Origin of the sequence: Streptomyces sp. NPDC006552 (assembly GCF_040611655.1) — a bacterium.
Lineage (GTDB): Bacteria > Actinomycetota > Actinomycetes > Streptomycetales > Streptomycetaceae > Streptomyces.
The window spans coordinates 1-22,610 of sequence record NZ_JBEXOS010000093.1 but is presented as its reverse complement, the minus strand read 5'-3'; the positions used below and the strand labels follow the sequence as shown (position 1 = coordinate 22,610).

The following is a 22,610-nucleotide window of genomic DNA, read 5'->3' as shown; positions in this document are numbered from 1 at the left end:
CGCCAGCGGTGTCTGCCGCGACCTGGGCGCCCGGGGCCCGAGCCTCGCGGTCAGCACCGCCTGCGCCTCCGGCACGGACGCGATCGGCACCGCGCCGAGGACCGGGGCAAGGGCGGCGAGGGGATGCCCGACGTCGAGACGGTCCTGGACCGCGTCGTCGCGCCCATCATGTACCGCATCCTCTTTCGCCCGAAGGGCCTGGACGCGGCCTACGCGCGGCGGCTCGTCGCCGAACTTCTCGCGCGGGCGTAGGCCGACTCGGCGGTGGGCCGTGACTGTGGCCGCACCGCCCGCGCAGGGGTGGCGCTTCCCTGCCCGCCCATGAGCACGGGCGCGGTGCGGGTGCCGGGCCGGTGGACCCGGCCCGGCAAACATCACTCTTCCTGGCCCGGTCATCGGGCCGCGTCGGTGTTCAAGAAGAGGCCGCCTCGGCGTTATCCCCGCCTCTCAGGGGTACGCGCAGTGCACTGTCCGTGCGTGGAGGAGGCGTTGATGCCGAGAGGACCTGGCGACGGGAAAGCAGCCGCGTCCGCACGGCAGCCTTCACTGGTCGGCGGCCGGTACCGGATGCGGCAGCGGCTGGGGTCGGGCGGTACGGCCGACGTGTTCGCCGCTGTCGACACGGTGCTGGGCCGCGAGGTGGCGGTGAAGGTCTTCCGTCCCGCCGCGGAGACGGTCACCGCGGACCGCTTCTGCGACGAGGCGCTGACGCTGGCCCGGCTCTCTCATCCGGCCCTCGTCACCGTCTACGACGCCGGCCGGCACGGCGACGACGCGTACATGGTGACCGAGTTGGTGCGCGGCACGACGTTGCGGAACCGTCTCGCCGCCGGGCCGCTGACCACCGCGCAGACCATCCGCCTGGGGCGGGCCCTGACCTCGGCGCTCGACCATGTGCACGGCTGCGGCATCATCCACCGCGACATCAAGCCGTCCAACATCCTGCTCGACGAACTCGGTGCGCCCCGCCTGGCGGACTTCGGACTCTCCCGCTCCGTCGACGAGCGGACCCGCAGCGAACCGGGGACCCTGGTCGGCTCCCTCGCCTACATGGCTCCCGAACAGCTGCTCGGGGACGGCGCGAGCAAGGCCAGTGATGTCTACGCCCTGGGCCTGGTCCTCCTCGAGGCCCTCACCGGCGACACCTCCCGCCGCACGACACCGCTCGAAGCCGGCATCGGCCACCTTCTGCAGGCACCCCACATCCCCGACCAGGTCCCCGACAGCCTGGCCCGCCCGCTCTCCCTGATCACCGCGCGGGAACCGCAGGAACGCCCTGACACCGCCCACATGCTCCGCCTGCTCGAAGGAGCCGCGTCCGCGCCCGCCTCCACGCTCGCCCCGCACCCGGCGGTCCGCCCCTCGCGAACGTCCACGACGACGGCCACGCACCGGGCCCCCACTCTCCGAGCGGCCAACTCTGCGGCAGCGCCGCGGGACACCGCGGGAACACCGGCACATGCCGGCGAGTCAACTGCCGCCAGAACCGGTGGACACGCACGCCGGGCATGGCTGCGGCCGGTGCCCCTCGCCGCGGCGGCAGCGCTGGCGATCGCCGTCACCGGCACCGTCCTGAACGGCGTCACCTCACCTCCCGACGCCGGCGCGGACAACCGCCCGCACCCGTCCCTCTCCACACCCGCCGAGACGACGAACCGGACCCGGCAGGAACCGGCGGACACCGCCTCCCGGACCCCACCGCCACCCACCCCGGCCACCACCGGGCAACCCGTTCACGCACCGGCCCGGACCGCCACCACACCGAGGGCGAGCGCCACGGAGACACCTACGCGCGGTGGGCCGGTCCAGCAGACCCAGCAGAACCCTCAGACGACTCAGAAGCAGAAATCGAAGGGTCCCAAGAACGCCGACCAGCAACCGCGGAAAGCAAAGGGCACCAAGAAGGAGAAGGGGGAGAAGAAAAAGTGACGGGCCTGCTCAGAGGCGTGGGCCCGGCCCCGCTGTTGAGCAGGTACAGGGCAGGCGGCCGACACCGGCTCGGGCCACAGGAGCCGGCGATGCGCCCCGTGCGGCGCCGGGGCGTGACGGCACGCGCTCGACCGTGTCCGCGGCCACCGCGCCGGGAGAGCGGAACCGGGGCCCCAGGTGTCCACAGGGCCCCCGGGTCGCGCCTGCCGCAGTGCGAGGCGTGACGCCGCTTCCGGCGCGCAAGTTATCGCCTCGATCGCGCGCCAGTTGCGCGATTGGACGGCCGGCTGAACCACGCTCTGCCTGCACGGGCCATGAGGGTGGCCATCGCCGGCCGCCGACGCGTTCGCCGCGAGGCGACCGCTTCCGTGTGCCACGCCTTCATGGCCCTGGCTGGTCTCCTCCGTCGCTCGGCCGGCCGGGCCGGATACAACGGACCCAGGGCGCATACCGGGTTCGGGGCACGCGTCCGCGCACACGGGTGTGCACACGCACACCCTGTCCGTCCCGCCGCGCTCTGACCCGTTCGGGCCATGGTCCTCACTCGGCGCTCTCGGCCACCATGAAGGCCCTTCGCCCCACGCCTCCGACTTCTCGCCGCACAGTGGCGGAAAGGATCACGTTCCCATGCGCAGACCCATAAGGAATCTGGCCGCCGGCGTGTTCACCGCGGCGGTGTCCGCCCTGGCCGTGGCCCTGCCGGCGGCCCCGGCCGGAGCGGCCCCGGCGACGCTGACCACACTGACGTGCACCGGGACGTCCACCACCACCTACGACCCGCCCATCACCACCACCGCCGCCACCAGCACCCGCACGATCGACCAGACTTACGGGCCCTGCGTGGGCACCGGCGCCGCCGCGAGCATCACCGGCGGCACCCACACCTCCGCCAACACCACCCAGCGCTCCTGCCTCCAGCTGCTGTCCACCGCGACCGTGTCCTGGACCATCAACTGGAGCAACGGACAGAGCAGCACCGTCACCGCCCAGCGCGTGTCCAACCTCGCCGGAGCCGTCTTCACCAACGACTTCACCGGCTCCGTCACCAGCGGCTACCTCGCCGGACACGACTTCATCGAGACCATGACGGCCCCTTCCCTGCAGATCACCACCTGCACCCTGCTCGGCGGCTCCGTCTCCAGCATCGGCGCCCTCCACACCTTCACCCTGCTGTAGCCGACGCCGCCGTCACTTCACAGCGACGTGGCACGGGACGGGTGCGGGGGCGGCGCGGGCACTGTCGCTGTGAGGTACGGCCGGCTCTCCGGGTCCTGGGGGTCGAAAGCGGCGGGCGCGGTGGTGAACAGGGGCGCCGTCCGGGTCAGGTTCAGCAGGCGGGTGACGGCCGGGCCGGCCGAGGTGATGGTCATCGTCTTGCCCGCTTCCTGCGCCGCCCGGCGTACGCGCAGCAGTGCGCTCAGGCCGGCGCAGTCGCAAAACCGCAGGGACCGCAGGTCGAGGACGAGGCCGTGCACGGAGTCGTCCAGAGCGGCCGCCAGGTCGCGTTCCCAGCCGGGTGCGGCGTCCAGATCGACCTCGCCGTATGCCGCGACGAGGGTGTGCGTCCCGTCGCTGCGCGTCTTGAGGCGCACCTCGGCGGCAGGCGGCGGGAGTTGGACGGTGGCGCGCGGTCGGGACGGTACGGCCGGGGCAGCGTCGACCGCGTGGGCTGCGAGGTGTGCGATATCTGCGGTGGCTGTGGTGGCCGCGTCGTCTGGCATGGCTACCCCCATGGTCCGGCTCCGGCAGTGCGTTCAGGATCGCGGGCAAGGTACGTCGCGTCAACGGATACCTGAAATCTGTTTCATGTATGTGATGTCAGATGTCGTTTCGTAGACTGGTGGCATGCAGGCGCGGAATGAGTCGCACACCGGATGGACGTTCCTGACCAACCACGCACGGGTCCTGGCGGCCATCGCCGACGACAGCCACGTGCGCGTACGGGATCTGGCCGTGCACTGCAGACTCACCGAACGCGCCGTGCTGCGGATCATCACCGAGCTCGAAGAGGCCGGTTACCTCTCCCACGTCCGCGAGGGCCGTGGCAACCGCTACGCCATCGACCCCACCAAGGTCCTGCGCCACCCCGCCGAGGCCGGTGTCCCCGTCGCCTCGCTGCTCTCCGTCCTGGTCAAGGACGAAGCCGACCGCACCCGGCAACTCGACCCCACCTGACGCCTCTTCGACCCACCGGGGGACAAGGAGCCCGCCGTCTCTACAGCTTGGCTCCGCTCGGCGGGCGGGGTCGGGCCGGCGGGCGGTGGGTGCGGTGGCGAGGGTGGGCCCGGCGAGGCGGGCGGCCCAGGGTGATCTGGCGCATCAGCTGCTGGAAGCAGGCCAGCGCCGCGAGCGCCGGCAGAGCCGCGGCAGCCGCGTCCAGGGGGTGGGGGGCGGCCTGGGCGATGCACAGCACCATCGCCACCAGCGAGAACAGCAGCACCACGGCCCAGGAGTGCGCGGCGCGGCGCCGGTGCAGCCCCGCCCGCAGCACCGATAGGGAGGCCACTGCCCACGGGCCGTAGATCAGCAGCGGCCAGGCCCCGACGGTGTAGGCCGGGGCGCGGTCCACGGCGACCTGGCGCAGTGGGTGGTAGCTGACCATGCCGCCCAGGACACAGACCGCGCAGACGGTGACCGCGGCGGCCGCGGCGATCACCAGGCTGGCCAGGCGCAGCAGGCGGGTGGAGAGACGTTTGCGCTCCCGGGCGCGGGAGCGGCGGCGCGCGCGGTGCCGACGGGCGGCGGGGGCCGGTGGCGGTCCGTTCGGACCGGCGGCCGTGGCCTCCGCCGGCCCGGTGTCGAGGGGAGCGGGCGGGGGTGCGGCCTCGGCGACGGGCACGTGCGCGGCGCCGAGGAGGGCGGTGGCGTCCGCCACGCCGGGCTCAGGGGCGGGTACGGTGCCGGTTTCCTGGTCGATGGCCTCGCTGAGCAGATAGGCGAGTTCCTCGGCGGGATCCCATTGCGGAGCCATGGACTCCAGCGGGTCCATGGACTCCAGCGGGTCCAGGGGCTCTTGCCAGGTTCGGGACCAGGCCGGGTCGGGTGCGACCGGGCCGGCGGCGTGGTTCGGGACGAAGGGCGGGCGGCGGTGGCGGCCCGGCATGTCATGCACGGCCATGACTCTCGAGGCTTTCGCCGAGGGACGGGGCGGGCGCGGGCGGCAGGTCGGCGGCGGCCGGATACGCGTGTGGCAGGTCGGCGGCGGCCGTGTACCCGGTCCCGGGGCTTTCGCCGAGGGACGGGGCGGGGGCATGCGCAAGACCGGCGGCGGCCGTGTACGCGGTCTCGATGCGGGCCAAGCGGGCGAGAAGGTCCTGCACCAGAGCGGCGGAATGCCGTAGCGGGATCGTCTGATGAGCCGCATCGTGCAAGGTGGCGGTCGCGGCGCCCGGGCCCGGCGGTGCGTAGGCCCAGTTACCCATCCGGGTGACACCCGTTTCACCGACTGGTGCATCCGCGGTCGATGTCTGCGCAGAATACTGCGGCCCTGCTGTCGTCATATCGCGAACAACCGGGCTGGTGAGCCGAAGGATGTGCGGCATTCAGGTGGCGGCCAAGTCACATCGTGGGACCTTCGGACGAATGATCATCGACGTCCGTGACTCCGCTATACGGCCCAGCAGACGGCCGTGCCGCCGCTAGCTGCGCGGGCCTGGGTCGGGCGCGCGGTGCGGGCGGTGGCGACGAGGTTGCCGACGGCCTGGTCGCGGCAGCGCGAGGCAACCGCGCCCCGCGGGCGCCACGACCGCCCATCCCGAAGCATGTGCCCCTTCTGACGCCACAGAGGCACCCGGTGGTGCGCCGTCCTCCCCGCGACACCGGACCTACGAACCAGATGTTCTGTCCATGGAGGTCGGTGAAGTTCCGCTGGTCATCGGAGCTTGTTCTCAGGGTGGTCGCTGTCGTAGGACTCGCGTGCCCGCGCGATGCCTGCGCGGTGTTCGAGTGACCAGTCGGCGAGCGCCTTGACGAGGTGGGTGAGGCTCGCGCCGGTCTCCGTGAGTCGGTAGTCGACCTGGGCCGGCACGGTCGGATAGACGGTCCGAAGGACCAATCCGTCTCGCTCCAACCTGCGCACCGTCAGGGTCAGCATGCGCTGGGAGATTCCGTCGATGGCGCGCTGGAGTTGCCGAAAGCGTCGCGGGCCGTTGGCGAGTTCCACGATGACGAGGACCGACCACTTGTCACCGACCCGGTCGAGGACGTCTCTGATTCCGCAGTCGGGGTGGTCCGGCTGTCCGCACGGCTCGAGCTCGGCGGCACCAGTGGTTACACCGGTGTGCGTCAGTGACACGAAACTGCCTCCTTGTGGGCCGACCACGGTCGGTCGAAGATCCTCGCCGTAGTTACTGAAGAGAACCACGGTAGAAGGCGGAACCGAAATGATCATGGTCACCGGTGCGAACGGGCAGCTCGCGTCCCTCACGCTCCAGGAGTTGGCCGGGCACAACGTGCCCGCCCTGGGCGGGAGTCGGTCGCCCGCACCAGGGCAACGGCGCCTTGACTTCGACGACCCGGCGACTCTCGACCTCACGAGCGTTTCGACGCTGGTCCTCGTCTCCGCGGGGTATGCCGAGGACGACCAGGTCATCGCCCGTCACCAGACCGCTCTTGACGCCGCGGTGCGCGACGGCGTGACTCACGTGGTCTACACCAGCCTTACCGCCGACGGTGACCACCTCGGCTTCGCGCTGGCTCACCGGGCCACCGAGCATCTGATCAGGGCCAGCGGGCTCGACTGGACGATCCTGCGCAACGGGCTCTATGCCGAACTCTTCGCCACGCTGCTGACCTGGTTCCCCGACCGTCTGGAATCAGCGTTCGGTGACGGTGCGCTCTCCGCGGTCGCGCGGGCAGACCTGGCCGCAGCCGCAGCCGTCGTGGCCAGGAATCCGGCCGCACACACCGGCAAGAGCTACGAGCTGGTCGGGGAACCGATCACCACGTCCGACGTCGCCGAAAGCCTCGGGGTCGCTCACCGTTCGATCGGACTCAGCGAGTACCGGGAGCGGCTCCTCGGCGACGACACCCTGCTGCCCTTCCAGCCGCCGATGCTCGCCTCGATCGCGTCCGGTGTCCGCCACGGGTTCCTCAGCAACACCACCCCCGACCTGGTCCAGTTGCTCGGCCGCCCCCTCACCGACCCGCTCACTGTGGCCGCCGACACCGCCGCCGCGATGCGCCCTGACGACGCCCGTTGACCGACCGAACCTGGCGATCCGAAGACCTGCGACGCCAAGCGCTCGACGTATGGAACATCCAGTGGCACCTCGATCTTACGGACAAGGCGTTCGCTCACCGTAGCGGCTCACCCACCCAGCCCCCTGCCTCCCACCGGAGTGAGGTCGATCCGCTCAGGTGCTCCGGCCAGGAGGGGCAGCGCGTGTTCGGTCAGTTCCCTGGCTCCGGGCGCGGACAGTGAGGAGGTGTGGTCGGCCTCGCTGCGCCGGATCTCGGTGACCCAGACGACATCCTCCTCGCCGGGCGCGGTGTTGACGATGTACAGCTCACACCCGGGGACGTCCCGCGTATGTCCAGCGGCTTGCAGAAGGAGAGTGATCAGGGTGTCGCCCATGGCTGTCTGATCTGCTGGTTATCGCCGACGGCCTGTCGAACGCGGAGATCGGCGAACGCCTCGTCGTCAGCCTGCCCACGGTCAAGACCCATGTCAGCAGCCTGCTGGCGAAGCTGGGCGCCCGGGACCGCGCGCGGCTGGTCATCATCGCGTACGAGAGCGGTCCGGCGGAGCCGGGGATGCCGGCCTGAGAGGAGTGAAGCCCTCCGCGGTGCGCTAACGGGGGAATTTCTTCTCGGTGGGCTCCGGGCCGGTGGGGCGTGTCAGTCGTTCGGTCACCTCGTGGGCCTCCGCCGATCTGCCCTGTTCCCGGTACAGGCCGAGCGCCGTCCGCCAGGCTCGGCGGGCCGCTTCGTGGTCGCCCGCGTCGGCGTGGGTCTCCCCGAGGGACGCCCAGGTGTCGGCCGCGCGGTTGGCGTTGCCGATGGCCTGGAAGTGGGTGAGCGCCTGCTGGTAGGCGTCGAGGGCGCGGCGGGTGCGGCCGGTGCGGCGCGCGATGTGGGCGAGCGTGTCCCAGGTCGCGGCCTGCCCTTCGCCGTCCTCGTGAGCCTGGAGCAGGGGCAGCGCCTGGAGGCAGTGCGCCTCGCCGCTCGCGTAGCGGCCGAGCCGCGCCAGCGCCCAGCCGGTGCCGTTGAGGGTGTTCGACTCGCCCACCTCGTCGCCCAGTTCGCGGTATCCCTCCAGCGCCCGCGCGAAGTGCGGCAGGGCGCGCTCGTAGGCGTTCATGCGGACATGGACCTCGGCGAGCGAGTGGTGGGTGCGGGTCAGACCCGGGGTGTCGCCGTCGGCGCGGAAGCGTTCGAGGGTCTCGTCGAGGTGGGGCAGGGCCTCGGTGTACCGCTGGGCCTGCGCGAGTGCGACGCCGAGCCGCTGGCGGGTGTGGGCCGCGAGCGAGGGATCACCGTGGGCCGTGGCCGCGTCCCGGGCCGTGTACCAGGCCCTTATGCTCTCCTCGAACAGTCCTCGGCGCCAGCGGAACGTGTGCAGCGCCCAGGTCAGCCGGCACAACTCCAGGTGCATGCCGCGCTGTTGGGTGAGCGCGCTGATGTCCGTGAGGCAGGCGTACTCGGCGTCGAACCAGGCGAGCGCGGCCTGCGCGTCGGTGAAGGCGAGGGGCGCGGGCCCCGGGTCGTCGAGCGCGGGCGGGTCCTGCGCCGTGCGGTGCGGCTCCAGCACCCGGTGTGCCGCGCGGGCGGTGCGCACGTAGAAGGCGACGAGGCGGCGGGTGTGCCGCTCGCGTTCCTCGCCGGTCAGCGCGGCCGCCTGTTCCTCGGCGTAGAGGCGGACCAGGTCGTGCATCCGGTGGCGGCCGGGCCGGTGCTGACGGACCAGGCAGGCTTCCTCCAGGACGCGCAGGATCCGCCGGGTCCGTGCCGGGTCGCTCCCGATGAGGTGGGCGAGCGCGGCGAGGGACACGTCCTGGTGCGGCACCAGTCCCAGCAGGGCGAACACGCGGGCCGGTTCGGCGTCCAGCGCGGCGTGCGACGCGGCGAACAGGACGCGGAGACTGGCGGAGACGTCCCCGGCGTCCAGCACGTCCAGGCGGGTGCTCGGGTCGCGCAGGTCCTGGGCGAGCTGGTCGAGGCAGGCGCCGGGCACGCCGTCCGCGTGCGCGGCCGCGATGTCCAGGGCCAGCGGCAGCCCGGCGCACCAGCGGACGATGTCGCGCAGCGCGGGGTCGGTGGCGGCGCGGTCGGCCCCCACCCGGCGGGCGAAGAGCCGCGCCGACTCGGCGGCCGGCAGCACGCCCAGGGCGACGATGTCCGCGCCGGCCCGCACCTTGAGGCCGCTCAGCCGGTTCCGGCTGGTCACCAGCGTCCGGCAGGGGGAGGTTCCGGGGAGCAGCGGCATGACCTGCGCGCTGTCGCGGGCGTTGTCGAGGACGACCAGGATCCGGCGGCCGGCCATCAGCGTGCGGTAGAGCGCCGCGCGGCCCTCCGTGTCGGCGGGCAGCTCGCTCTCCGCCGCCCCGAGCGCCATCAGGAACAGGTGCAGGACGTCGCCGGGGTCGGTGGGCCGGGCGTGGGGGCTGAAACCGTTCAGCTGGGCGTAGAGCTGGCCGTCGGGGAACGCGTCGGCGTGCTGGTGCGCCCAGCGCAGGGCGAGCCAGGACTTGCCGACCCCGGCCATCCCCGCGATGACGCTGACGCCCGGCTCCGCACCGTCCGTGCGGCCTTCACGGGCGTCGAGGAGGCGCAGCGCGTCGTCCCGGCCGACGAACCCCGCGGGGCTGACGGGCAGTTGCCGCGGCGTACGGGGGTGCGGGACGGGGGCCGCGGGCGCGGCGAGGGTCTCGTCGCAGACGAGGATCCGCTGATGGAGTTCGCGCAGCGGGAGGCCGGGGTCGGCGCCCAGCTGCTCCGCGAGCCGCTGCCGCAGCCGCTCGTAGGCGGTGAGGGCGGCCGCCGGCCGGCCGGCGCGGTACAGGGCCCGCATGTGCAGGTGAGCCGCCTGTTCGTCGAGCGGCTGCTCGGTGGTGAGCGCGGCGAGCGGCTGGACGAGGTCGGCGTGGCCGCCCTGCTCCAGCAGGAGTTCGTAGTGGTCGAGGCGGGCCCTGCGGTGTTCCTCGGTCAGTGCGCGGCGGTGGGCGTCGAGCCAGTCGGAGCGCAGCCCGGCGAACGGCTCGCCCCGCCAGAGCGCCAGCGCCCGGCCGTACGCGGCCCCGGCCTCCCGCGGGCCGGGCGCGCCGCGTGCCGCCGCGACCAGGGAGCGGAACCGGAACAGGTCGACGGCGTCGGCGTCGGTCCGCAGCACGTACCCCGCCGAGGTCCGCACGATGTCCCACCGCTCCGCGTCGCCGGGCTCCGTGCGCAGGGCGCGCAGCCGGGACACGTAGCTGTAGAGCGAGGCCATCGCGCGCGGCGGGACGTCGTCGCCCCACACGCGTGCGAGGAGGGTCCGCGCGGCGACCGGCCGGTTGACGTCGAGGAGGAGCAGGGCGAGGACGCAGCGCTGGCGCGGCGATCCGGGGGCGAGGTCGACGCCCCGGGAGCGGAGGGTCACCTCGCCGAGAAGGGTGAAGCCGATGCTCATGCCGGTCCTTCGTTTCTGACCCGGCCCGGCCGGCTGCGGGCGGCCGCGGCGGGCGTCCGTGCGGCACGGGTCCCGGCGTCGGTCTCCGCACCCCTGCAAGAAAGTATCAAGCTCCTTGCAGGGCGCGTACCGGACGCTGAGGGCGACCAGCACGTACCGCAGGGGGAAGGAACCGCATCGTGCCCCATCACGACGTACTGTTTCGCGGGTTGCTCGGCGTCGCCGCCGCAGCAGCCCTTCTGACGGCCGGGACGGGGGCCGCCACGGCCCACGGCGCGCCGGAGCCGGCCCGCGCGGTCGCGGCGCCGGCGAAGCCGCTCGGCGCGCAGTCCTCGGCCGGCCACTATCTGGTGGACGGCGCCCGCATCCACACCCAGCCCAGCACCGGTTCCACGACGGTCGGTTACGGCTACACGCGGCACAGCGTCACCGTCCAGTGCCGCCGCGTCGTCGCGGGCCAGGAGTGGTTCCACCACACCGACACCACCACGGGCGTGACCGGCTGGGGCCGGTGGGACGTCGTCGTGCCGTACATCGCCGTCGGCGACTGCTGACCCGGCCTCAGGAGAGCTCATGCGCACACACCTGAGTCGCCGTCCCTTCGCCGGCGTTCTCGCCGTGGCCGGCGCCACGGCCGCCCTGCTGCTGTCCGCGTCGGCCGCGGGCGCCGCCGGGCCGGCTCCGGCCGCGCCCGGCACCGCCCCGCGGGCGGCCACCTCGGCTCCGGGCGACTACCTGGGGACCGGGGTGCGGATCCGGACCCGGGCCGACGGGTCGTCCACGGTCAAGGGCCTCGGATACGCGGGGCAGGGAGCGACCGTCTACTGCTGGCAGGACGGTCCTGCCGCCAACCCCAACCTGACCATCAGCTGGTACTACCACCGCAACAACGCCACCGGTGTGACCGGTTGGTCGAGCTGGGATGTCTTCCGGCCGTCCGGCGAGGTACCGCACTGCTGACGCGGCGCACGCGGCCGCGTCCGGCTCTTCGCCCACGGGGGTGGCGGAGGGCCGGACGCGGCTGTCCGGCGCATATCACCGGGCGAGGTCCAGCCTCTGCATGAGCGCCTGCGCCATGGCCTGCATCCCCAGGGCGTTGGGGTGGGCCGGGGCCGCGGGCGAGGCCGGGCTCAAGGGCTCGATCCAGCGGTCGCCGGGCGCCTTGCACATGTCGTGGCCGACGGTCGGCTTGTACGTGTCCACGTACTCGGCCCGGTTCAGGAGCGCGACCGCGCGCAGCATCAGGTTGAGGCGCTTGCCGGTGTCCCGCAGGTAGGGGAAGTCCTTCGCGGCGAACGGCACCGAGGGGTAGCAGCCCGTGCCGTCGTCGGGCAGCAGGTCGGGGTAGCCGACGACGACCACGCGGGCGTGCGGCGCCCTGGCGTGCACCGCCCGCAGGACGCGTGCGACCTTGGGCGCGGTCCGCAGGATCGTACGGGAGAGCTGGTCCTGGCCGGCGGCCCGGTAGTGCCGCTCGCAGGGGTTCCCGGCGGGGTCCGTCGAGCTGAGCCCGGCGCAGGTGCTGATGATCGACCCGAAGCCGATGTCGTTGCCGCCGATCTGCACGGTCACGAGGTCGGTGTCGCGCCGGACCGCGTCGAGCTGGGGCCCGTTGGTGCCCTGGGCCTGCCACATCTGCACCGTCGTCGCACCGCCGCAGCTGACGTCGGTGAACGAACCGACGTGCCGCTCGCGCGCGGTGATCGACGGGTAATTCCGGTCCGAGCGGGCGCAGTCCGCGTCGACCTGCCGGGGGATCAGGGGGCCCGACGTGTACGAGTCGCCCAGCGCCACGTAGTGCGCGGGCGGCTGCGACCCGTGCCGTCCCGGTGCGGCGCCCGCGGTCCCCGTCACGCCGGCGGTGAGCGCGAGAGCGCCCAGTACGGCCAGGCTCACGGTGGTCCGGCGTCCGGGCACCGTTCCACCCCCGTGCATCCGTTGCGCCATCATGCCCCTCCCCTGAAGCCCGACCGCGATGGTCCGACGTCGCCTGTATACCGGCCGGTAGCGGTGTGGACCAGTGCCCGGACATGCCTGTTTCCGGGGAGAGTCCGGCGCGGGCACCGGTGGCGGGGGGCCGGGCGGGTCAGTCGCTGTCCGTCGCTTCCTCGGCGTTGCGCCAGACCGTCACATCGACGGTGACGTACTTGCTCGGGTCCTTCTCGCCGGACTTGCCGCGGTAGGTGACCACCGCGATGTGGCCGGCGTCGCTGCGGACGCAGATCTGCGAACCCGGCGAGAGCTGGTCGAGGTCGATCTTGTCGGTGTAGCGGGTCTCCGTGCGGCAGGTCTGCAAGGAGCCCTTCTGCGCGTTGTTCAGGAGCACCAGCTTGCCGTTGTCGGTGCCGAGCTTCTGGTCCCCGGTGACCGTCCCGTCGTAGTAGTAGTAGAGGTCGCCGCCCATGTACATGGCGCCGGTGTCGCCGCCGTCGAGCGGCTTGGGCGGGTTGTCCCCGAGCTTGAGGTAGTAGTCCTCGGTGAGGTCGATGCCCTTGTAGGCCGCCGGTTTCGGGTCGGGGCGCGCGCCGCCCTTGCCCGAGCCGCCGGACCCCGACGAACTGGACGACCCGGTCCGGCCGTCGTCCTTGTCGCCGTCGGGGAGCAGCGCGCCGATGACCGCCAGCGCGGCGAACACGCCGATCACGACGCCGGCCACGATCAGCCCGGTCCGCTTCTTGGGCGGGGGCGGCGCACCCCAGGGCCGGGGGCCGGGCATGCCGGGGTGCGGCTGCGCGTAGCCGCGGTTCCACTGCGGGTGCGGGGTCGGGTGGCCCTGCCCGGGTGCGGGCGTCTGATACGGGGCGGGGCCCGCGACGGGCTGGTGGTGCGCCGTGTGCGCGTACGGGGACGGGGGCGGCGTGTGCGGGCTGAACGCGGTGGGCGCGTGGGGCTGCATGCCGGGCGCGGGGGTGGGCGGGGCGGTGGGGGCGGTCGCGGTGGGCGGGGGTGTCGGCGCGGGCTCCGGCAGGCGCAGCCGCTCGGTGATGGAGCTGGCGAACGTCTGCGGGAGCCAGTCCTCGCCCTGGCGCAGCGGGGTCGGGGACAGCTCGTGGCACTGCTCGATGATCTGGGTCAGGCTGGGCCGGTCGGCGGGGTCGCGGCTGAGGCAGTGGGACACCAACGGCCGCAGTATGTCGGGGAGTTGGCTCAGGTCGGGGTCCTCGTGGACGATCCGGTAGAGGACCGCGTGCGAGGAGCCCTCGCCGAAGGCCGGTGCGCCGATGGCGGCGAAGGCGGTGATCTGGCCCAGCGCGAACACGTCGGTGGCCGGGGTGACGGTGCCGGCCGCCGCCTGTTCCGGGGCCATGAAGTGGGGCGTGCCGACGGAGACGCCGGTGCCGGTGAGCGAGGTCGCGTCGGCGGCGCGGGCGATGCCGAAGTCGATGACGCGCGGGCCGTCGGCGGCGAGCAGGACGTTGGCGGGCTTGAGGTCGCGGTGGACGATCCCGGCGCCGTGGATCACCGTCAGGGCCTCGGCGACGCCGACGGTGAGCAGGAGCGCGCTGCGCAGCGGGAGCGCGCCGTGCTGGCCGACGGCGTGCGCGAGCGAGGGCCCGGGCACGTACGCGGTGGCCAGCCAGGGCTGCTTCCCCTTCGTGTCGCCGTCGATGACGGGCGCGGTGTACAGCCCCTGCACCCGCTGCGCGAGCGTGACCTCCTGCTCGAACCGGCGCCGGAACTCGGGGTCCTGGCTGAACTCCGGCCGGATCACCTTCAACGCGATCGGCCTGCCGCCCGGCGTGTACGAGAGGTACACCTTGCCCATCCCGCCCGTGCCGAGGACGGCGGCCAGGCGGTACCCGCCCACCACCGGCGGGTCCTCGGCCCCGAGCGGCTGGAACAGCTCCGCCGAAGGTGTCACCATGTCGCACTCATCCCTGCTCAAGGGCGGCCGACGCCACCCGTCCCCGAAGTCCCCGGAAAGATACCGAAAGAGCGGCCGGTATCCGCCACCTGCGCCGCAACAGTCGCGCTACAGAACCGAGGGGCCCGGGCGAGGGCACGGGGATGTGCGCGGCGCGTACGGTCCCGTCACGGGCCCCCGGGCGCCCGTGCGGCCGCTCGCTTCCCCGCGGCGGGGAGCGAGCGGCCGGATGAACTGCCGTGCGTCGTCGGGCCGTTGCCGGGCGCGTGGGGCCCGGCCGGCGGCGGGGTCAGTGCGCCAGGTCCACGTCCGCGTCGTGCAGGCCCTCGCCCGCCACCTGGAGCGGCATCGCATGGGGTGCGTAGCCACTGGCGATCACGGTGTAGTCGCCGGAGTCCAGGTCGTTGAAGACGTAGGCGCCGTCCGCGCCCGTGACCGTGGTGGCGACGGTGTTGCCCGCCGCGTCGAGGAGCGTGACCCGGGCGTCGTCCACCGGTTCGCCCGCGCGGTTGCGGACGGTGCCGTGGACGTGGGCGCCGGGGTCGAGCCGGATCTCGTAGCGGTGGGCGGCGCCGCCGCCCGCGACCTCGGCGAGCAGCGCCGCCGGGCGGTGTCCGGGGGCACTGACCGCGAGGGTGTAGCCACCGGGGGCGAGGTCGGTGAAGCCGAAGTCGCCCGCCGGGCCGGCGGTTCCGGAGGCGACGACCTCGCCGCGCACGTCGGTGGCGATGACCAGCGCGCCGGGCAGCGGACGGTCGCCGGGCGCGGCCAGGACCGTACCGGAGAGGCCGGCCGCGCCGGAGAGGACGAGGTCGAAGTCGGCCGGGCCGTCGGTCACATCGACCGTGGTGGCCTGCGGCCGGCGGGCGCCGGCGGACGCGATGAGGACGTACGTCCCCGCGGCGGGCGCGGCGACCGTGTACCGGCCGTCCGTTCCGGTCGTCGTCCGGCCGAGCTGGCTGCCGCGCAGGTCGATCAGAGTGATCACGGCGTCCGTCACCGGTGATCCCGCGGCGTCGCGGATGTGGCCGCGCACGCCCAGGGCGGGTCCGTCCGCCGGGGCGGGTTCCTCGGCGAGGGCGGTGGTGAGCGAGGCGACCGGGGCGGCGCCGACCGCCTCCGGCGTTCCCGACGCGCCCTGCGGCTGCGGCCGCTCCTGTGACTGCGGAGCCGGGGTCCCGGGCGCGGCGCCGTCGTCCTCGGCGGCCCGGGCCTCCAGGCCCGACATCTTGCGCAGCGGGACCTCCTTGGTCCACAGGACCAGGAGGAACGCGATCGCGATGACACCCGCCGCGATCAGGAACACCACGTGCATCGAGTCGGCGAAGCCCTGCTTGAAGGGCTCCGACAGGCGCGGGTCGAGCTGCTGGATGAACGAGGAGTCGCTCAGGACGTCGCCGCCGCCACCCGCGCCGGGGTGCTTCAGCATGTCGAGGACCGGCTTGTTCGCCGGGTCGGAGACGACCGCCGGGTCGTGCAGCGCGGACTGGAACCGGGGCGTCCCGGCGGCCGACCGGAACGCCGAGGAAATCTTGTCGCCGACGTTCGAGAACAGCACCGACAGGAAGATGGCCGTACCGGCGGTGGCGCCCATCTGCCGGAAGAACGTGGACGACGCGGTCGCCACCCCCATGTCCTGCGGCGGCACCGCGTTCTGCACGGCGAGGACCAGGGTCTGCATGCAGCCGCCGAGGCCGAGGCCGAAGACGAGCATGTAGACCATGCTCTCCCACAGCGGGGTGTCCCACTGGACCTCGAAGTGGAAGAGCAGCAGCGCCGCCACCATCAGGACGGTGCCGATGACCGGGAAGATCTTGTAGCGGCCGGTCTTCGCGGTGATCTGGCCGGAGACGACGGACGCGATGATCATGCCGAGCATCAGCGGCAGCATCTCGAGGCCGGACCTGGTGGGGCTCGCGCCCTTCACGATCTGCAGATACTGCGGGATCATCAGCATCCCGCCGAACATGCCCGCGCCGATCAGCACGGACAGCACGCTCGTCTTGCTGAAGGTCGGGTTGCGGAAGAGCCGCATCGGGATCAGCGCGTCGTCGCCCATCCGGCGCTCCACGAGGATCCAGGCGACGATGCCGACCACGCCGATGCCGTAGCAGGCCAGGGAGCCCGACGAGCCCCAGCCCCATTCGCGGCCCTGTTCGGCGACGAGCAGCAGCGGCACGACGGCGAGCGCGATGGTGAACGCGCCCCACCAGTCGATACGGCGGTCGCGGCGCGTGTGCGGGATGTTCAGGACCTTGGCGACGACGAACAGCGCGATGATCCCGATCGGCACGTTCACCAGGAACACCCAGCGCCAGCCGATGACGCCCAGGATGCTGTCCTGTCCGGCCAGGAAGCCGCCGATGAGCGGTCCCGCGACGCTGGAGGTGGCGAAGGTGGCGAGCATGTAGCCCTGGTAGCGGGCCCGCTCGCGGGGCGGCACGATGTCGCCGATGATCGCGAGGGCCAGCGACATCAGACCACCGGCGCCGATGCCCTGCACGGCGCGGAAGGCGGCCAGTTCGGTCATCGACGTCGAGAACGTGCACGCCGCCGAACCCAGGATGAAGATGCTGATCGCGCCCAGGAAGTAGGGCTTGCGGCCGTGCAGGTCGGAGAGCTTGCCGTAGAGCGGCGTCGCGATCGTCGAGGTGATCAGGTACGCCGTCGTCGCCCATGCCTGCTGGCTCAGGCCGTGCAGGTCGTCCGCGATGGTGCGGATCGAGGTGGAGACGATGGTCTGGTCGAGCGCGGCCAGGAACATGCCCAGCATCAGACCGCTCAGGATCGTCAGGATCTGGCGGTGGCTCAGGCCGCCGCCACCGCCGGAGGGGGCGGCGGGTATCGCCCGGTTCTTGTCGGTGGTCTTCTTGTGGCTCCCCCGAGTCGTCTTCTCGGCGGTTGGCGCGGTGTCTCGGCGCGGCGCCGACACGGCCTCACTCATACGTGCTTGCTCCCTGCTGCGTCACGGTCGCGGGGCGCGCCCCGTCCGCGTGGCGTTGGTGTTGATGCGCTACCAGGTCGTCGTTGAGGCGCGTCAGCAGCCGGATCAGCTGATCGCGGTCCTCGGGGGGCCAGGGGTCCAGGAGCTGCGCCAGCCGCGCGTCGCGCTGCCGGCGGTAGGTCTCGTACACCGCCCGGCCGGTCTCGGTCGCGTACAGCAGTGTGCCGCGCCGGTCCTGCGGGTCGGGCCGCCGTTCGATCAGGCCCCGCTCCACCATGGAGCGGACCTGCCGGCTGACCGTGGAGAGGTCGAGGAAGGTGTCGGCGGCCAGGTCTGTGGCCCGCTGCTCGCCGTCCCGGACGAGGCGGGCCAGCAGGACGCGCTCGCCGGCGCCCTGCTCCTGTTTCGTCCGGTGCCGGTGTGCCGCGACCATCCGGGTGAACCGCACGATCTGGTTCCCCAGGGCTGCGCCCGCCTCGTCGGCCTCCCGGAGCGGCAGCTCCGCGTCGCGGTCATGGACCGTCCCCTTGCCCATCGCCCGCCCCCTTCGTGTCCACTCACGTTTTATTGCTTGTAGCTACCAAGTGAGTTTAGAGGGCCCGGAAGGGGGTGGAAACCGGGGCGTGGCCGGGCTACCGCCGGCATCCCGCGAGATGTCTCCGGCCGCGGCTGTTCCGCTCCTGCGGCTACGGGCGCCGCGCCAGACGTACGACGGCGTAGGTGACGCCGAGAATGAAGTCCACGACGACCCAGATCAGGATGATGAGCCCGACACCGATGGCCGTTCCCGCATTGTCGACATCGTTGCATGTCCTGGCGTCCAAGGTCCCGCAGTCATCCGGAGTGCCCGCACCGGTGCGGGCGCCGAAAATGATCCAGAGCAGGAAGACGACCTGCACCGCGAGGAAGAACCACATGAACCAGCGGGGACGCCGTCGTCGCGGGACAGGCTCCCCGGGCATGGCTCCGAACTGTTGCGTCGCCGCAGGGGGCACCGTCGGCCGTGGTGGCACCGGTGCCGTCCGCGGAGGCACGGGAGGCGGCCCACCGGTGGGGGGCCAGGGCGGCGGCGCCTGAGGGCTGGGCCAGGGCGGGGCCTGCCATTGCGGAGGGGCGCTCGGAGGGGTGCTCGTTCTGTGCTTCATGATGCGCGGCCTCGAAGAGACGCTACAGGCTTTCCTCCACCTTACGTTCCGTTTATTACCATTTCCACCCATAGCCCAATTCCGGCAGCCCGGCGCCGAGTTGGGCCCGCGGCTGAGCCGAACGAGTGAACCGCTCCCGGGTGGCGCCACCTCCGCCCGCGGGGCGCCGTTGGGCAGTGTTCGACAGGCGTGAGCGAGGAGCGGGCAGCATGAACAGTGCGGAACATGTGACGACCTTGATCACGAACATGTACAGACTCGCACCGGGCTCCGTCCGTCCCGACGTGCCGCTGCACCAGCTCGACATCGACTCCCTCGCCCTGGAGGAGCTGCGGCTGATCCTGGAGGACGAGCTGCACGTCGATCTGCAGGACGCGAGCCTGACGTCCCGCAGCACCGTGGGCGAGCTGCAAGCCCTCGTCCACGCGAAATCGGCGGTGGCATGAGGGCGGGAGGCAGCGCGGCCGCCGCGGTCGCGGTGACCGGGGTCGGTCTGGTCACCGCCGCCGGGCACAGCGCGAAGGAGACCTGGGACGAGGTCACGTCGGCGCGGGTGCCGCGCGGCCTGAGCCGGCCCGAGGAGTTGCGGGACCTGCCCTGCGACTTCATGTACACCGTCGACGGGCTCGACATCGAGGCCGCGCTCGGCCGGTCCACCCTGCTGCTGGACCGCTTCGCGCAGCTGGCCGTGGTCGCGGCCCGCGAGGCCGTGGCCGACGCCCGCCTCGATCCGGGGAGTTGGGACGGCACGCGCGTCGCCGTCGTGGTGGGCACGGCCCACGGCGGGCTTCGCTACTACGACGAGCAGCAGGCCGTGCTCACCGGGCGCGGCGCCCGCCGCGTCGCGCCGAAGGTCGCCCCGCTGAGCGTGAACAACAACGCCGCCAGCGGTGTCTGCCGCGACCTGGGCGCCCGGGGCCCGAGCCTCGCGGTCAGCACCGCCTGCGCCTCCGGCACGGACGCGATCGGCACCGCGCTGTGGCTGCTGCGCGCCGGGCGCTGCGACATCGCCGTGGCCGGTGGCGCGGAGTCCCTGGTGTCGCGGCTGGTCTTCGCCAGTACGAGCCAGATGCGGGCGCTCTCCACCCGGGTGGACGATCCGGCCGCCGCCTGCCGGCCGTTCGACGCCGGGCGGGACGGCTTCGTCGTGGGTGAGGGCGCGGGGCTGCTGGTGCTGGAGCGGGCCGAGCACGCCCGGGCCCGGGGCGCCACCGTCCGGGCCCAGGTCGCCGGATACGGCTCGTCGAACGACGCCCACTCCCCCGTCGCCCCGGACGAGACGGGCGCGGGAATCGAGCTGGCGCTGCGGTCCGCCCTGGCCGACGCCGGCGTGGCCGCGGCGGATGTCGGTCACGTCAACGCGCACGGCACCTCGACCGTCCTGAACGACCTCGTCGAGAGCGCCGCCCTGCACCGCGTGTTCGGTGAGAGCCCGCTCGTCACCTCGACCAAGGCGATGACCGGGCACGCCCTGGGGGCCGCCGGCGGCATCGAGGCCGCCTTGACCGCGCTGGCCCTGGAGAGTCAGCTGGTCCCGCCGACGGTCAACCTCCAGCAGCAGGACCCGCGGGTGCCCGTGCAGGTGGTGGCCGGTGCCGCGCGCCCGGCCCGGCTGGAGTCCGCGGCGACCACCTCGCTCGGCTTCGGCGGCCACAACGCCGTACTCGTCCTCACCCGCGCCTGAATCCGAGGAGCAGCATGTCGTCCGACGAGCAGATCCGTACGCTCACCGTGCAAGGGGTGTCGTACACCTACCGGGTCCTGCGCCGGCCCGGCCCCTCCCTCGCCCCCGTCGTCGCGATGGGCGGGGTGCTGGAGGGCATGCACAACTGGACGTACCTGGAAGGGACCGTCCTTCCCAAGGCGAACCTGGTCACGATCGACATGCCCACGCTCGACCCGTCCTCCTTCCAGGACGAGAACAGCGTCGGCATCCTCTGCACGGGACTCGAGGGCATCATCGACGACCTCGGCGCCGACCGGGTCAACCTCTACGGCTACTCCCTGGGGGCGGCCGTCATGTTCCAGTACGCCCAGCGCCACCCGGAGAAGGTCGCCCGGCTGCTGATCGGCGGGGTGCCGGAGCGGATGCCCGAGGACGCGCTCGAACAGCTGCGGTGCGCGGTGGCGCGGGCGCGCGCCGGGGACGCGGACGGTTTCGCCCGGGTGCTCACCGCCGCCCTGCTCTGTCTCGACGAGAGCCACCACGTCCACCGGCGGGACCTGGCCCACGAGTTCATGGTGCGCTTCCTGCGCAACGCGGTCCGTACGCCGGGCAACATCGACCGGCTGGAGGCGGGCCTGACCAGCCATCACCGGCTGACGGGCGGGCTGAGCGGGGTGCCCACCACGGTCTTCACCGGCGAACACGATCATCTGCACACGGTCGACCGGCAGCGGGACTTCGCGGCCACGATCGACGGCAGCCGGTTCGTGACGTTCCCCGACTGCGACCACGCGCTGCCGGCCCAGCGGCCCGGAGCGATCCGGTCCCTGGTCGCCTCGTTCCTCATGGAGGATTCCGCGCAAAAGGTCGGCTGACGGCGGCGTTTGCCGCAACGTCGAAAAAACTTCGTGATCCGTACAACCGTTCCCCGGCGTCAGCGGTCTTGTTGCCGAGTCAACAGACTCATCCGATCGATGCAGCCCCTTCTTCCTCGGGGCCCCCAGGGGCCCCTGACGGAATCTGGAGCACTTTCTCAACTGGGGAAGCTTTATGCGCATACGTGCCAGCCTGGCCGCCGCGACGATGTCCGGCGCACTGGCTCTCACTGCACTCGCGATCCCGGCCGCTCAGGCCGATGACGCCCCCTCGCTCGCCGAGGTCGCCAAGCCGTACACGCTCGGCCAGGCGCAGACGCAGAAGACGCAGAACAAGATGTCGGCCAAGGACGTCTATGACATCCAGGTCACCAAGGTCACTGTCAACGGCGGCAAGGATGTCGTCGTCGGCGGCTCACAGAAGAAGCAGTTCAACGTCTACGTGACGGCCACCAACCCCGCCGGCATCTACGGGGTCCAGGCGTTCCTGTGGCACGGCACGGACCTCTACGACGAGTACGGGATCGACGGTGGCATCTTCCCGGCGGACACCGACCCCTCGACGGACTGTGAGCGCTGGAGCGCGACGACGGCCACCTGCAAGGTCGTGCTGGTCGCGGACCCGAAGGTCGACCTGTACGACAGCGCACTGAACGGCAAGTGGAACGTGTACGCCGCGGCCTACGAGGACTCCGAGAACGGCCTCGAGTGGTCGCAGTACCAGAACCACTGGGTCAAGCGTGCCGCCCAGATCACGTCCTTCAACGCCGCTCCCGAGCCGGTCGCCAAGGGCAAGCCGATCACGGTCTCCGGCAACCTGAGCATGATCAGCTGGACCTACAAGAAGTACTACGGCTACGGCAGCCAGAACGTGCAGCTGCAGTTCAAGAAGGCCGGCTCCAGCACCTACAGCACGCTCAAGACCGTGAAGAGCTCCTCGTCCGGCGCGCTGAAGACCACCGTCAACGCCACGGGTGACGGTACCTTCCGCTACTACTACCCGGGCAACGGCAACGCCTCCACGGCGACGTCGTCCGCCGACTACGTCGACGTGCGTTGATCCGTCACCGGTAGACAGCAGTAGACAGCAACAGAACCGGCCCGAAGCCTCCACGGCTTCGGGCCGGTTCTTTTTCGGCGCGGAGCGCCTCAGTTGAAGCGCAGGTACGCCGCCACGACGAGCACGATGAACGCGGCGAACAGCGCCAACGGGCCCAGCGGGAGCGTCATTTCGGGGCTGTCCTCGTCGAACGGGAACGCGCCGTGGTCCGGGCCCTGCTGTGCGTCATTCACGTGACCTGGTTCCGTCCTGCCGACGCGGCGGCTTAGATGCGGTGAGGTAAGACGAGTCCGTGCAGGTGTGTGTACGCGGCCACAGCGACCTCAGGCCGGGCAGTCGCCGGCGACGTAAGCACGCAGCCAGGTCCGGAAGTCCGGGCCCAGGTCCTCGCGCTCACACGCCAGTTGGACGATGGCCCGCAGGTAGTCGCCCCGGTCGCCGGTGTCATAGCGGCGGCCGGTGAAGACGACGCCGTGCACCGGGCCGCCGACCTTCTCGTCCGCGGCCAGCTGCTGCAG

The 22,610-nt window shown here is 72.2% G+C and carries 21 protein-coding genes and 3 pseudogenes; 12 read left to right on the top strand and 12 right to left on the bottom strand.

Going from position 1 to position 22,610, the window contains the following annotated elements:
* Positions 1 to 114: 114 nt before the first annotated feature.
* From ABZY33_RS33475 to ABZY33_RS33465, 3 genes and pseudogenes are all read left to right on the top strand, one after another.
* Positions 115 to 252 (top strand): annotated as a pseudogene (locus ABZY33_RS33475) (TetR/AcrR family transcriptional regulator C-terminal ligand-binding domain-containing protein); the annotation flags it as partial.
* A 240-nt stretch (positions 253 to 492) separates the two neighbouring features.
* Positions 493 to 1,929 (top strand): protein kinase, encoded by a 1,437-nt coding sequence (locus ABZY33_RS33470; protein ID WP_356495476.1) that lies wholly within the window; start codon positions 493 to 495, stop codon positions 1,927 to 1,929.
* A 627-nt stretch (positions 1,930 to 2,556) separates the two neighbouring features.
* Positions 2,557 to 3,105, top strand: coding sequence for a hypothetical protein (locus ABZY33_RS33465; protein ID WP_356495475.1), 549 nt, complete (start codon positions 2,557 to 2,559; stop codon positions 3,103 to 3,105).
* A gap of 17 nt (positions 3,106 to 3,122) precedes the next feature.
* On the opposite strand, the gene ABZY33_RS33460 is transcribed toward ABZY33_RS33465, so the two are convergent.
* Positions 3,123 to 3,650, bottom strand: a complete 528-nt coding sequence (locus ABZY33_RS33460; protein WP_356495474.1) for an STAS domain-containing protein — start codon at positions 3,648 to 3,650, stop codon at positions 3,123 to 3,125.
* Positions 3,651 to 3,774: 124 nt separating this feature from the next.
* Here ABZY33_RS33460 and ABZY33_RS33455 point away from each other — a divergent pair, with 124 nt between their 5' ends.
* Positions 3,775 to 4,104: a winged helix-turn-helix domain-containing protein gene (locus ABZY33_RS33455; protein ID WP_356495473.1), complete on the top strand. Its 330-nt coding sequence runs from the start codon at positions 3,775 to 3,777 to the stop codon at positions 4,102 to 4,104.
* 40 nt (positions 4,105 to 4,144) lie between these two features.
* Here the strand turns inward: ABZY33_RS33455 and ABZY33_RS33450 are convergent, their stop codons facing one another.
* Both ABZY33_RS33450 and ABZY33_RS33445 read right to left on the bottom strand, forming a co-directional pair.
* Entirely contained in the window at positions 4,145 to 5,047 is a 903-nt protein-coding gene (locus ABZY33_RS33450; protein WP_356495472.1) for a hypothetical protein, read from the bottom strand.
* A 753-nt stretch (positions 5,048 to 5,800) separates the two neighbouring features.
* Positions 5,801 to 6,223 carry a helix-turn-helix domain-containing protein gene (locus ABZY33_RS33445; protein ID WP_356495471.1) on the bottom strand — a complete coding sequence of 141 codons (423 nt, stop codon included), beginning with the start codon at positions 6,221 to 6,223 and terminating at the stop codon, positions 5,801 to 5,803.
* Positions 6,224 to 6,311: 88 nt separating this feature from the next.
* Between ABZY33_RS33445 and ABZY33_RS33440 the strand changes: the two genes are divergently transcribed.
* Positions 6,312 to 7,130: an NAD(P)H-binding protein gene (locus ABZY33_RS33440; protein ID WP_356495470.1), complete on the top strand. Its 819-nt coding sequence runs from the start codon at positions 6,312 to 6,314 to the stop codon at positions 7,128 to 7,130.
* Positions 7,131 to 7,237: 107 nt separating this feature from the next.
* Here ABZY33_RS33440 and ABZY33_RS33435 read toward each other — a convergent pair whose 3' ends face one another.
* A complete protein-coding gene (locus tag ABZY33_RS33435) occupies positions 7,238 to 7,504 on the bottom strand; it encodes an antibiotic biosynthesis monooxygenase (RefSeq protein WP_356495469.1) in 267 nt (88 codons plus the stop codon).
* A gap of 11 nt (positions 7,505 to 7,515) precedes the next feature.
* Between ABZY33_RS33435 and ABZY33_RS33430 the strand changes: the two are divergent.
* Positions 7,516 to 7,695 (top strand): annotated as a pseudogene (locus ABZY33_RS33430) (helix-turn-helix transcriptional regulator); the annotation flags it as partial.
* Between the two features lie 25 nt (positions 7,696 to 7,720).
* Here ABZY33_RS33430 and ABZY33_RS33425 read toward each other — a convergent pair.
* Complete coding sequence (locus ABZY33_RS33425; protein ID WP_356495468.1) at positions 7,721 to 10,537, bottom strand: BTAD domain-containing putative transcriptional regulator; 2,817 nt, start codon at positions 10,535 to 10,537, stop codon at positions 7,721 to 7,723.
* 179 nt (positions 10,538 to 10,716) lie between these two features.
* Between ABZY33_RS33425 and ABZY33_RS33420 the strand changes: the two genes are divergently transcribed.
* The gene (locus tag ABZY33_RS33420) at positions 10,717 to 11,091 is read left to right on the top strand and encodes a hypothetical protein (protein ID WP_356495467.1); all 375 of its coding nucleotides are present in this window, start codon (positions 10,717 to 10,719) and stop codon (positions 11,089 to 11,091) included.
* A gap of 19 nt (positions 11,092 to 11,110) precedes the next feature.
* Positions 11,111 to 11,497, top strand: coding sequence for a hypothetical protein (locus ABZY33_RS33415; RefSeq protein ID WP_356495466.1), 387 nt, complete (start codon positions 11,111 to 11,113; stop codon positions 11,495 to 11,497).
* A gap of 75 nt (positions 11,498 to 11,572) precedes the next feature.
* On the opposite strand, the gene ABZY33_RS33410 is transcribed toward ABZY33_RS33415, so the two are convergent.
* The 5 genes from ABZY33_RS33410 to ABZY33_RS33390 all read right to left on the bottom strand — a co-directional run bounded on the left by ABZY33_RS33410 (position 11,573) and on the right by ABZY33_RS33390 (position 18,308).
* Positions 11,573 to 12,391, bottom strand: coding sequence for an SGNH/GDSL hydrolase family protein (locus ABZY33_RS33410; RefSeq protein ID WP_356495477.1), 819 nt, complete (start codon positions 12,389 to 12,391; stop codon positions 11,573 to 11,575).
* 232 nt (positions 12,392 to 12,623) lie between these two features.
* The gene (locus ABZY33_RS33405; protein WP_356495465.1) at positions 12,624 to 14,402 is read right to left on the bottom strand and encodes a protein kinase; all 1,779 of its coding nucleotides are present in this window, start codon (positions 14,400 to 14,402) and stop codon (positions 12,624 to 12,626) included.
* 289 nt (positions 14,403 to 14,691) lie between these two features.
* Positions 14,692 to 17,346, bottom strand: a complete 2,655-nt coding sequence (locus ABZY33_RS33400) for an MFS transporter (RefSeq protein ID WP_356495464.1) — start codon at positions 17,344 to 17,346, stop codon at positions 14,692 to 14,694.
* A complete protein-coding gene (locus ABZY33_RS33395) occupies positions 17,339 to 17,881 on the bottom strand; it encodes a MarR family winged helix-turn-helix transcriptional regulator (protein WP_356495463.1) in 543 nt (180 codons plus the stop codon). Before ABZY33_RS33395 ends, ABZY33_RS33400 begins: the two co-directional genes overlap by 8 nt.
* A 151-nt stretch (positions 17,882 to 18,032) precedes the next feature.
* A complete protein-coding gene (locus ABZY33_RS33390; RefSeq protein ID WP_356495462.1) occupies positions 18,033 to 18,308 on the bottom strand; it encodes a hypothetical protein in 276 nt (91 codons plus the stop codon).
* Between the two features lie 392 nt (positions 18,309 to 18,700).
* Between ABZY33_RS33390 and ABZY33_RS33385 the strand changes: the two genes are divergently transcribed.
* The 4 genes from ABZY33_RS33385 to ABZY33_RS33370 all read left to right on the top strand — a co-directional run bounded on the left by ABZY33_RS33385 (position 18,701) and on the right by ABZY33_RS33370 (position 22,092).
* A complete protein-coding gene (locus ABZY33_RS33385; RefSeq protein ID WP_356495461.1) occupies positions 18,701 to 18,937 on the top strand; it encodes an acyl carrier protein in 237 nt (78 codons plus the stop codon).
* Positions 18,934 to 20,175, top strand: coding sequence for a beta-ketoacyl-[acyl-carrier-protein] synthase family protein (locus tag ABZY33_RS33380; protein WP_356495460.1), 1,242 nt, complete (start codon positions 18,934 to 18,936; stop codon positions 20,173 to 20,175). The genes ABZY33_RS33385 and ABZY33_RS33380 overlap by 4 nt, the downstream gene beginning before the upstream one ends.
* 14 nt (positions 20,176 to 20,189) lie before the next feature.
* On the top strand, positions 20,190 to 21,032 hold the full coding sequence (locus ABZY33_RS33375) for an alpha/beta hydrolase (protein ID WP_356495459.1): 843 nt from the start codon (positions 20,190 to 20,192) through the stop codon (positions 21,030 to 21,032).
* Between the two features lie 175 nt (positions 21,033 to 21,207).
* Positions 21,208 to 22,092 carry a calcium-binding protein gene (locus ABZY33_RS33370; RefSeq protein WP_356495458.1) on the top strand — a complete coding sequence of 295 codons (885 nt, stop codon included), beginning with the start codon at positions 21,208 to 21,210 and terminating at the stop codon, positions 22,090 to 22,092.
* A gap of 89 nt (positions 22,093 to 22,181) precedes the next feature.
* Here ABZY33_RS33370 and ABZY33_RS33365 read toward each other — a convergent pair whose 3' ends face one another.
* Both ABZY33_RS33365 and ABZY33_RS33360 read right to left on the bottom strand, forming a co-directional pair.
* The gene (locus tag ABZY33_RS33365) at positions 22,182 to 22,325 is read right to left on the bottom strand and encodes a hypothetical protein (protein WP_356495457.1); all 144 of its coding nucleotides are present in this window, start codon (positions 22,323 to 22,325) and stop codon (positions 22,182 to 22,184) included.
* Between the two features lie 90 nt (positions 22,326 to 22,415).
* Positions 22,416 to 22,610, bottom strand: a pseudogene (locus ABZY33_RS33360) (UTP--glucose-1-phosphate uridylyltransferase); the annotation flags it as partial.

Bases quoted from the DNA above. Each gene is read 5' to 3' on its own strand.
- ABZY33_RS33370 (WP_356495458.1), top strand. From the start codon at position 21,208: ATGCGCATACGTGCCAGCCTGGCCGCCGCGACGATGTCCGGCGCACTG.
- ABZY33_RS33465 (WP_356495475.1), top strand. From the start codon at position 2,557: ATGCGCAGACCCATAAGGAATCTGGCCGCCGGCGTGTTCACCGCGGCG.
- ABZY33_RS33435 (WP_356495469.1), bottom strand. From the start codon at position 7,504: ATGGGCGACACCCTGATCACTCTCCTTCTGCAAGCCGCTGGACATACG.
- ABZY33_RS33425 (WP_356495468.1), bottom strand. From the start codon at position 10,537: ATGAGCATCGGCTTCACCCTTCTCGGCGAGGTGACCCTCCGCTCCCGG.
- ABZY33_RS33380 (WP_356495460.1), top strand. From the start codon at position 18,934: ATGAGGGCGGGAGGCAGCGCGGCCGCCGCGGTCGCGGTGACCGGGGTC.
- ABZY33_RS33415 (WP_356495466.1), top strand. From the start codon at position 11,111: ATGCGCACACACCTGAGTCGCCGTCCCTTCGCCGGCGTTCTCGCCGTG.
- ABZY33_RS33440 (WP_356495470.1), top strand. From the start codon at position 6,312: ATGATCATGGTCACCGGTGCGAACGGGCAGCTCGCGTCCCTCACGCTC.
- ABZY33_RS33390 (WP_356495462.1), bottom strand. From the start codon at position 18,308: ATGCCCGGGGAGCCTGTCCCGCGACGACGGCGTCCCCGCTGGTTCATG.
- ABZY33_RS33400 (WP_356495464.1), bottom strand. From the start codon at position 17,346: ATGAGTGAGGCCGTGTCGGCGCCGCGCCGAGACACCGCGCCAACCGCC.
- ABZY33_RS33405 (WP_356495465.1), bottom strand. From the start codon at position 14,402: ATGGTGACACCTTCGGCGGAGCTGTTCCAGCCGCTCGGGGCCGAGGAC.
- ABZY33_RS33470 (WP_356495476.1), top strand. From the start codon at position 493: ATGCCGAGAGGACCTGGCGACGGGAAAGCAGCCGCGTCCGCACGGCAG.
- ABZY33_RS33395 (WP_356495463.1), bottom strand. From the start codon at position 17,881: ATGGGCAAGGGGACGGTCCATGACCGCGACGCGGAGCTGCCGCTCCGG.
- ABZY33_RS33450 (WP_356495472.1), bottom strand. From the start codon at position 5,047: ATGGCCGTGCATGACATGCCGGGCCGCCACCGCCGCCCGCCCTTCGTC.
- ABZY33_RS33455 (WP_356495473.1), top strand. From the start codon at position 3,775: ATGCAGGCGCGGAATGAGTCGCACACCGGATGGACGTTCCTGACCAAC.
- ABZY33_RS33375 (WP_356495459.1), top strand. From the start codon at position 20,190: ATGTCGTCCGACGAGCAGATCCGTACGCTCACCGTGCAAGGGGTGTCG.
- ABZY33_RS33385 (WP_356495461.1), top strand. From the start codon at position 18,701: ATGAACAGTGCGGAACATGTGACGACCTTGATCACGAACATGTACAGA.
- ABZY33_RS33460 (WP_356495474.1), bottom strand. From the start codon at position 3,650: ATGCCAGACGACGCGGCCACCACAGCCACCGCAGATATCGCACACCTC.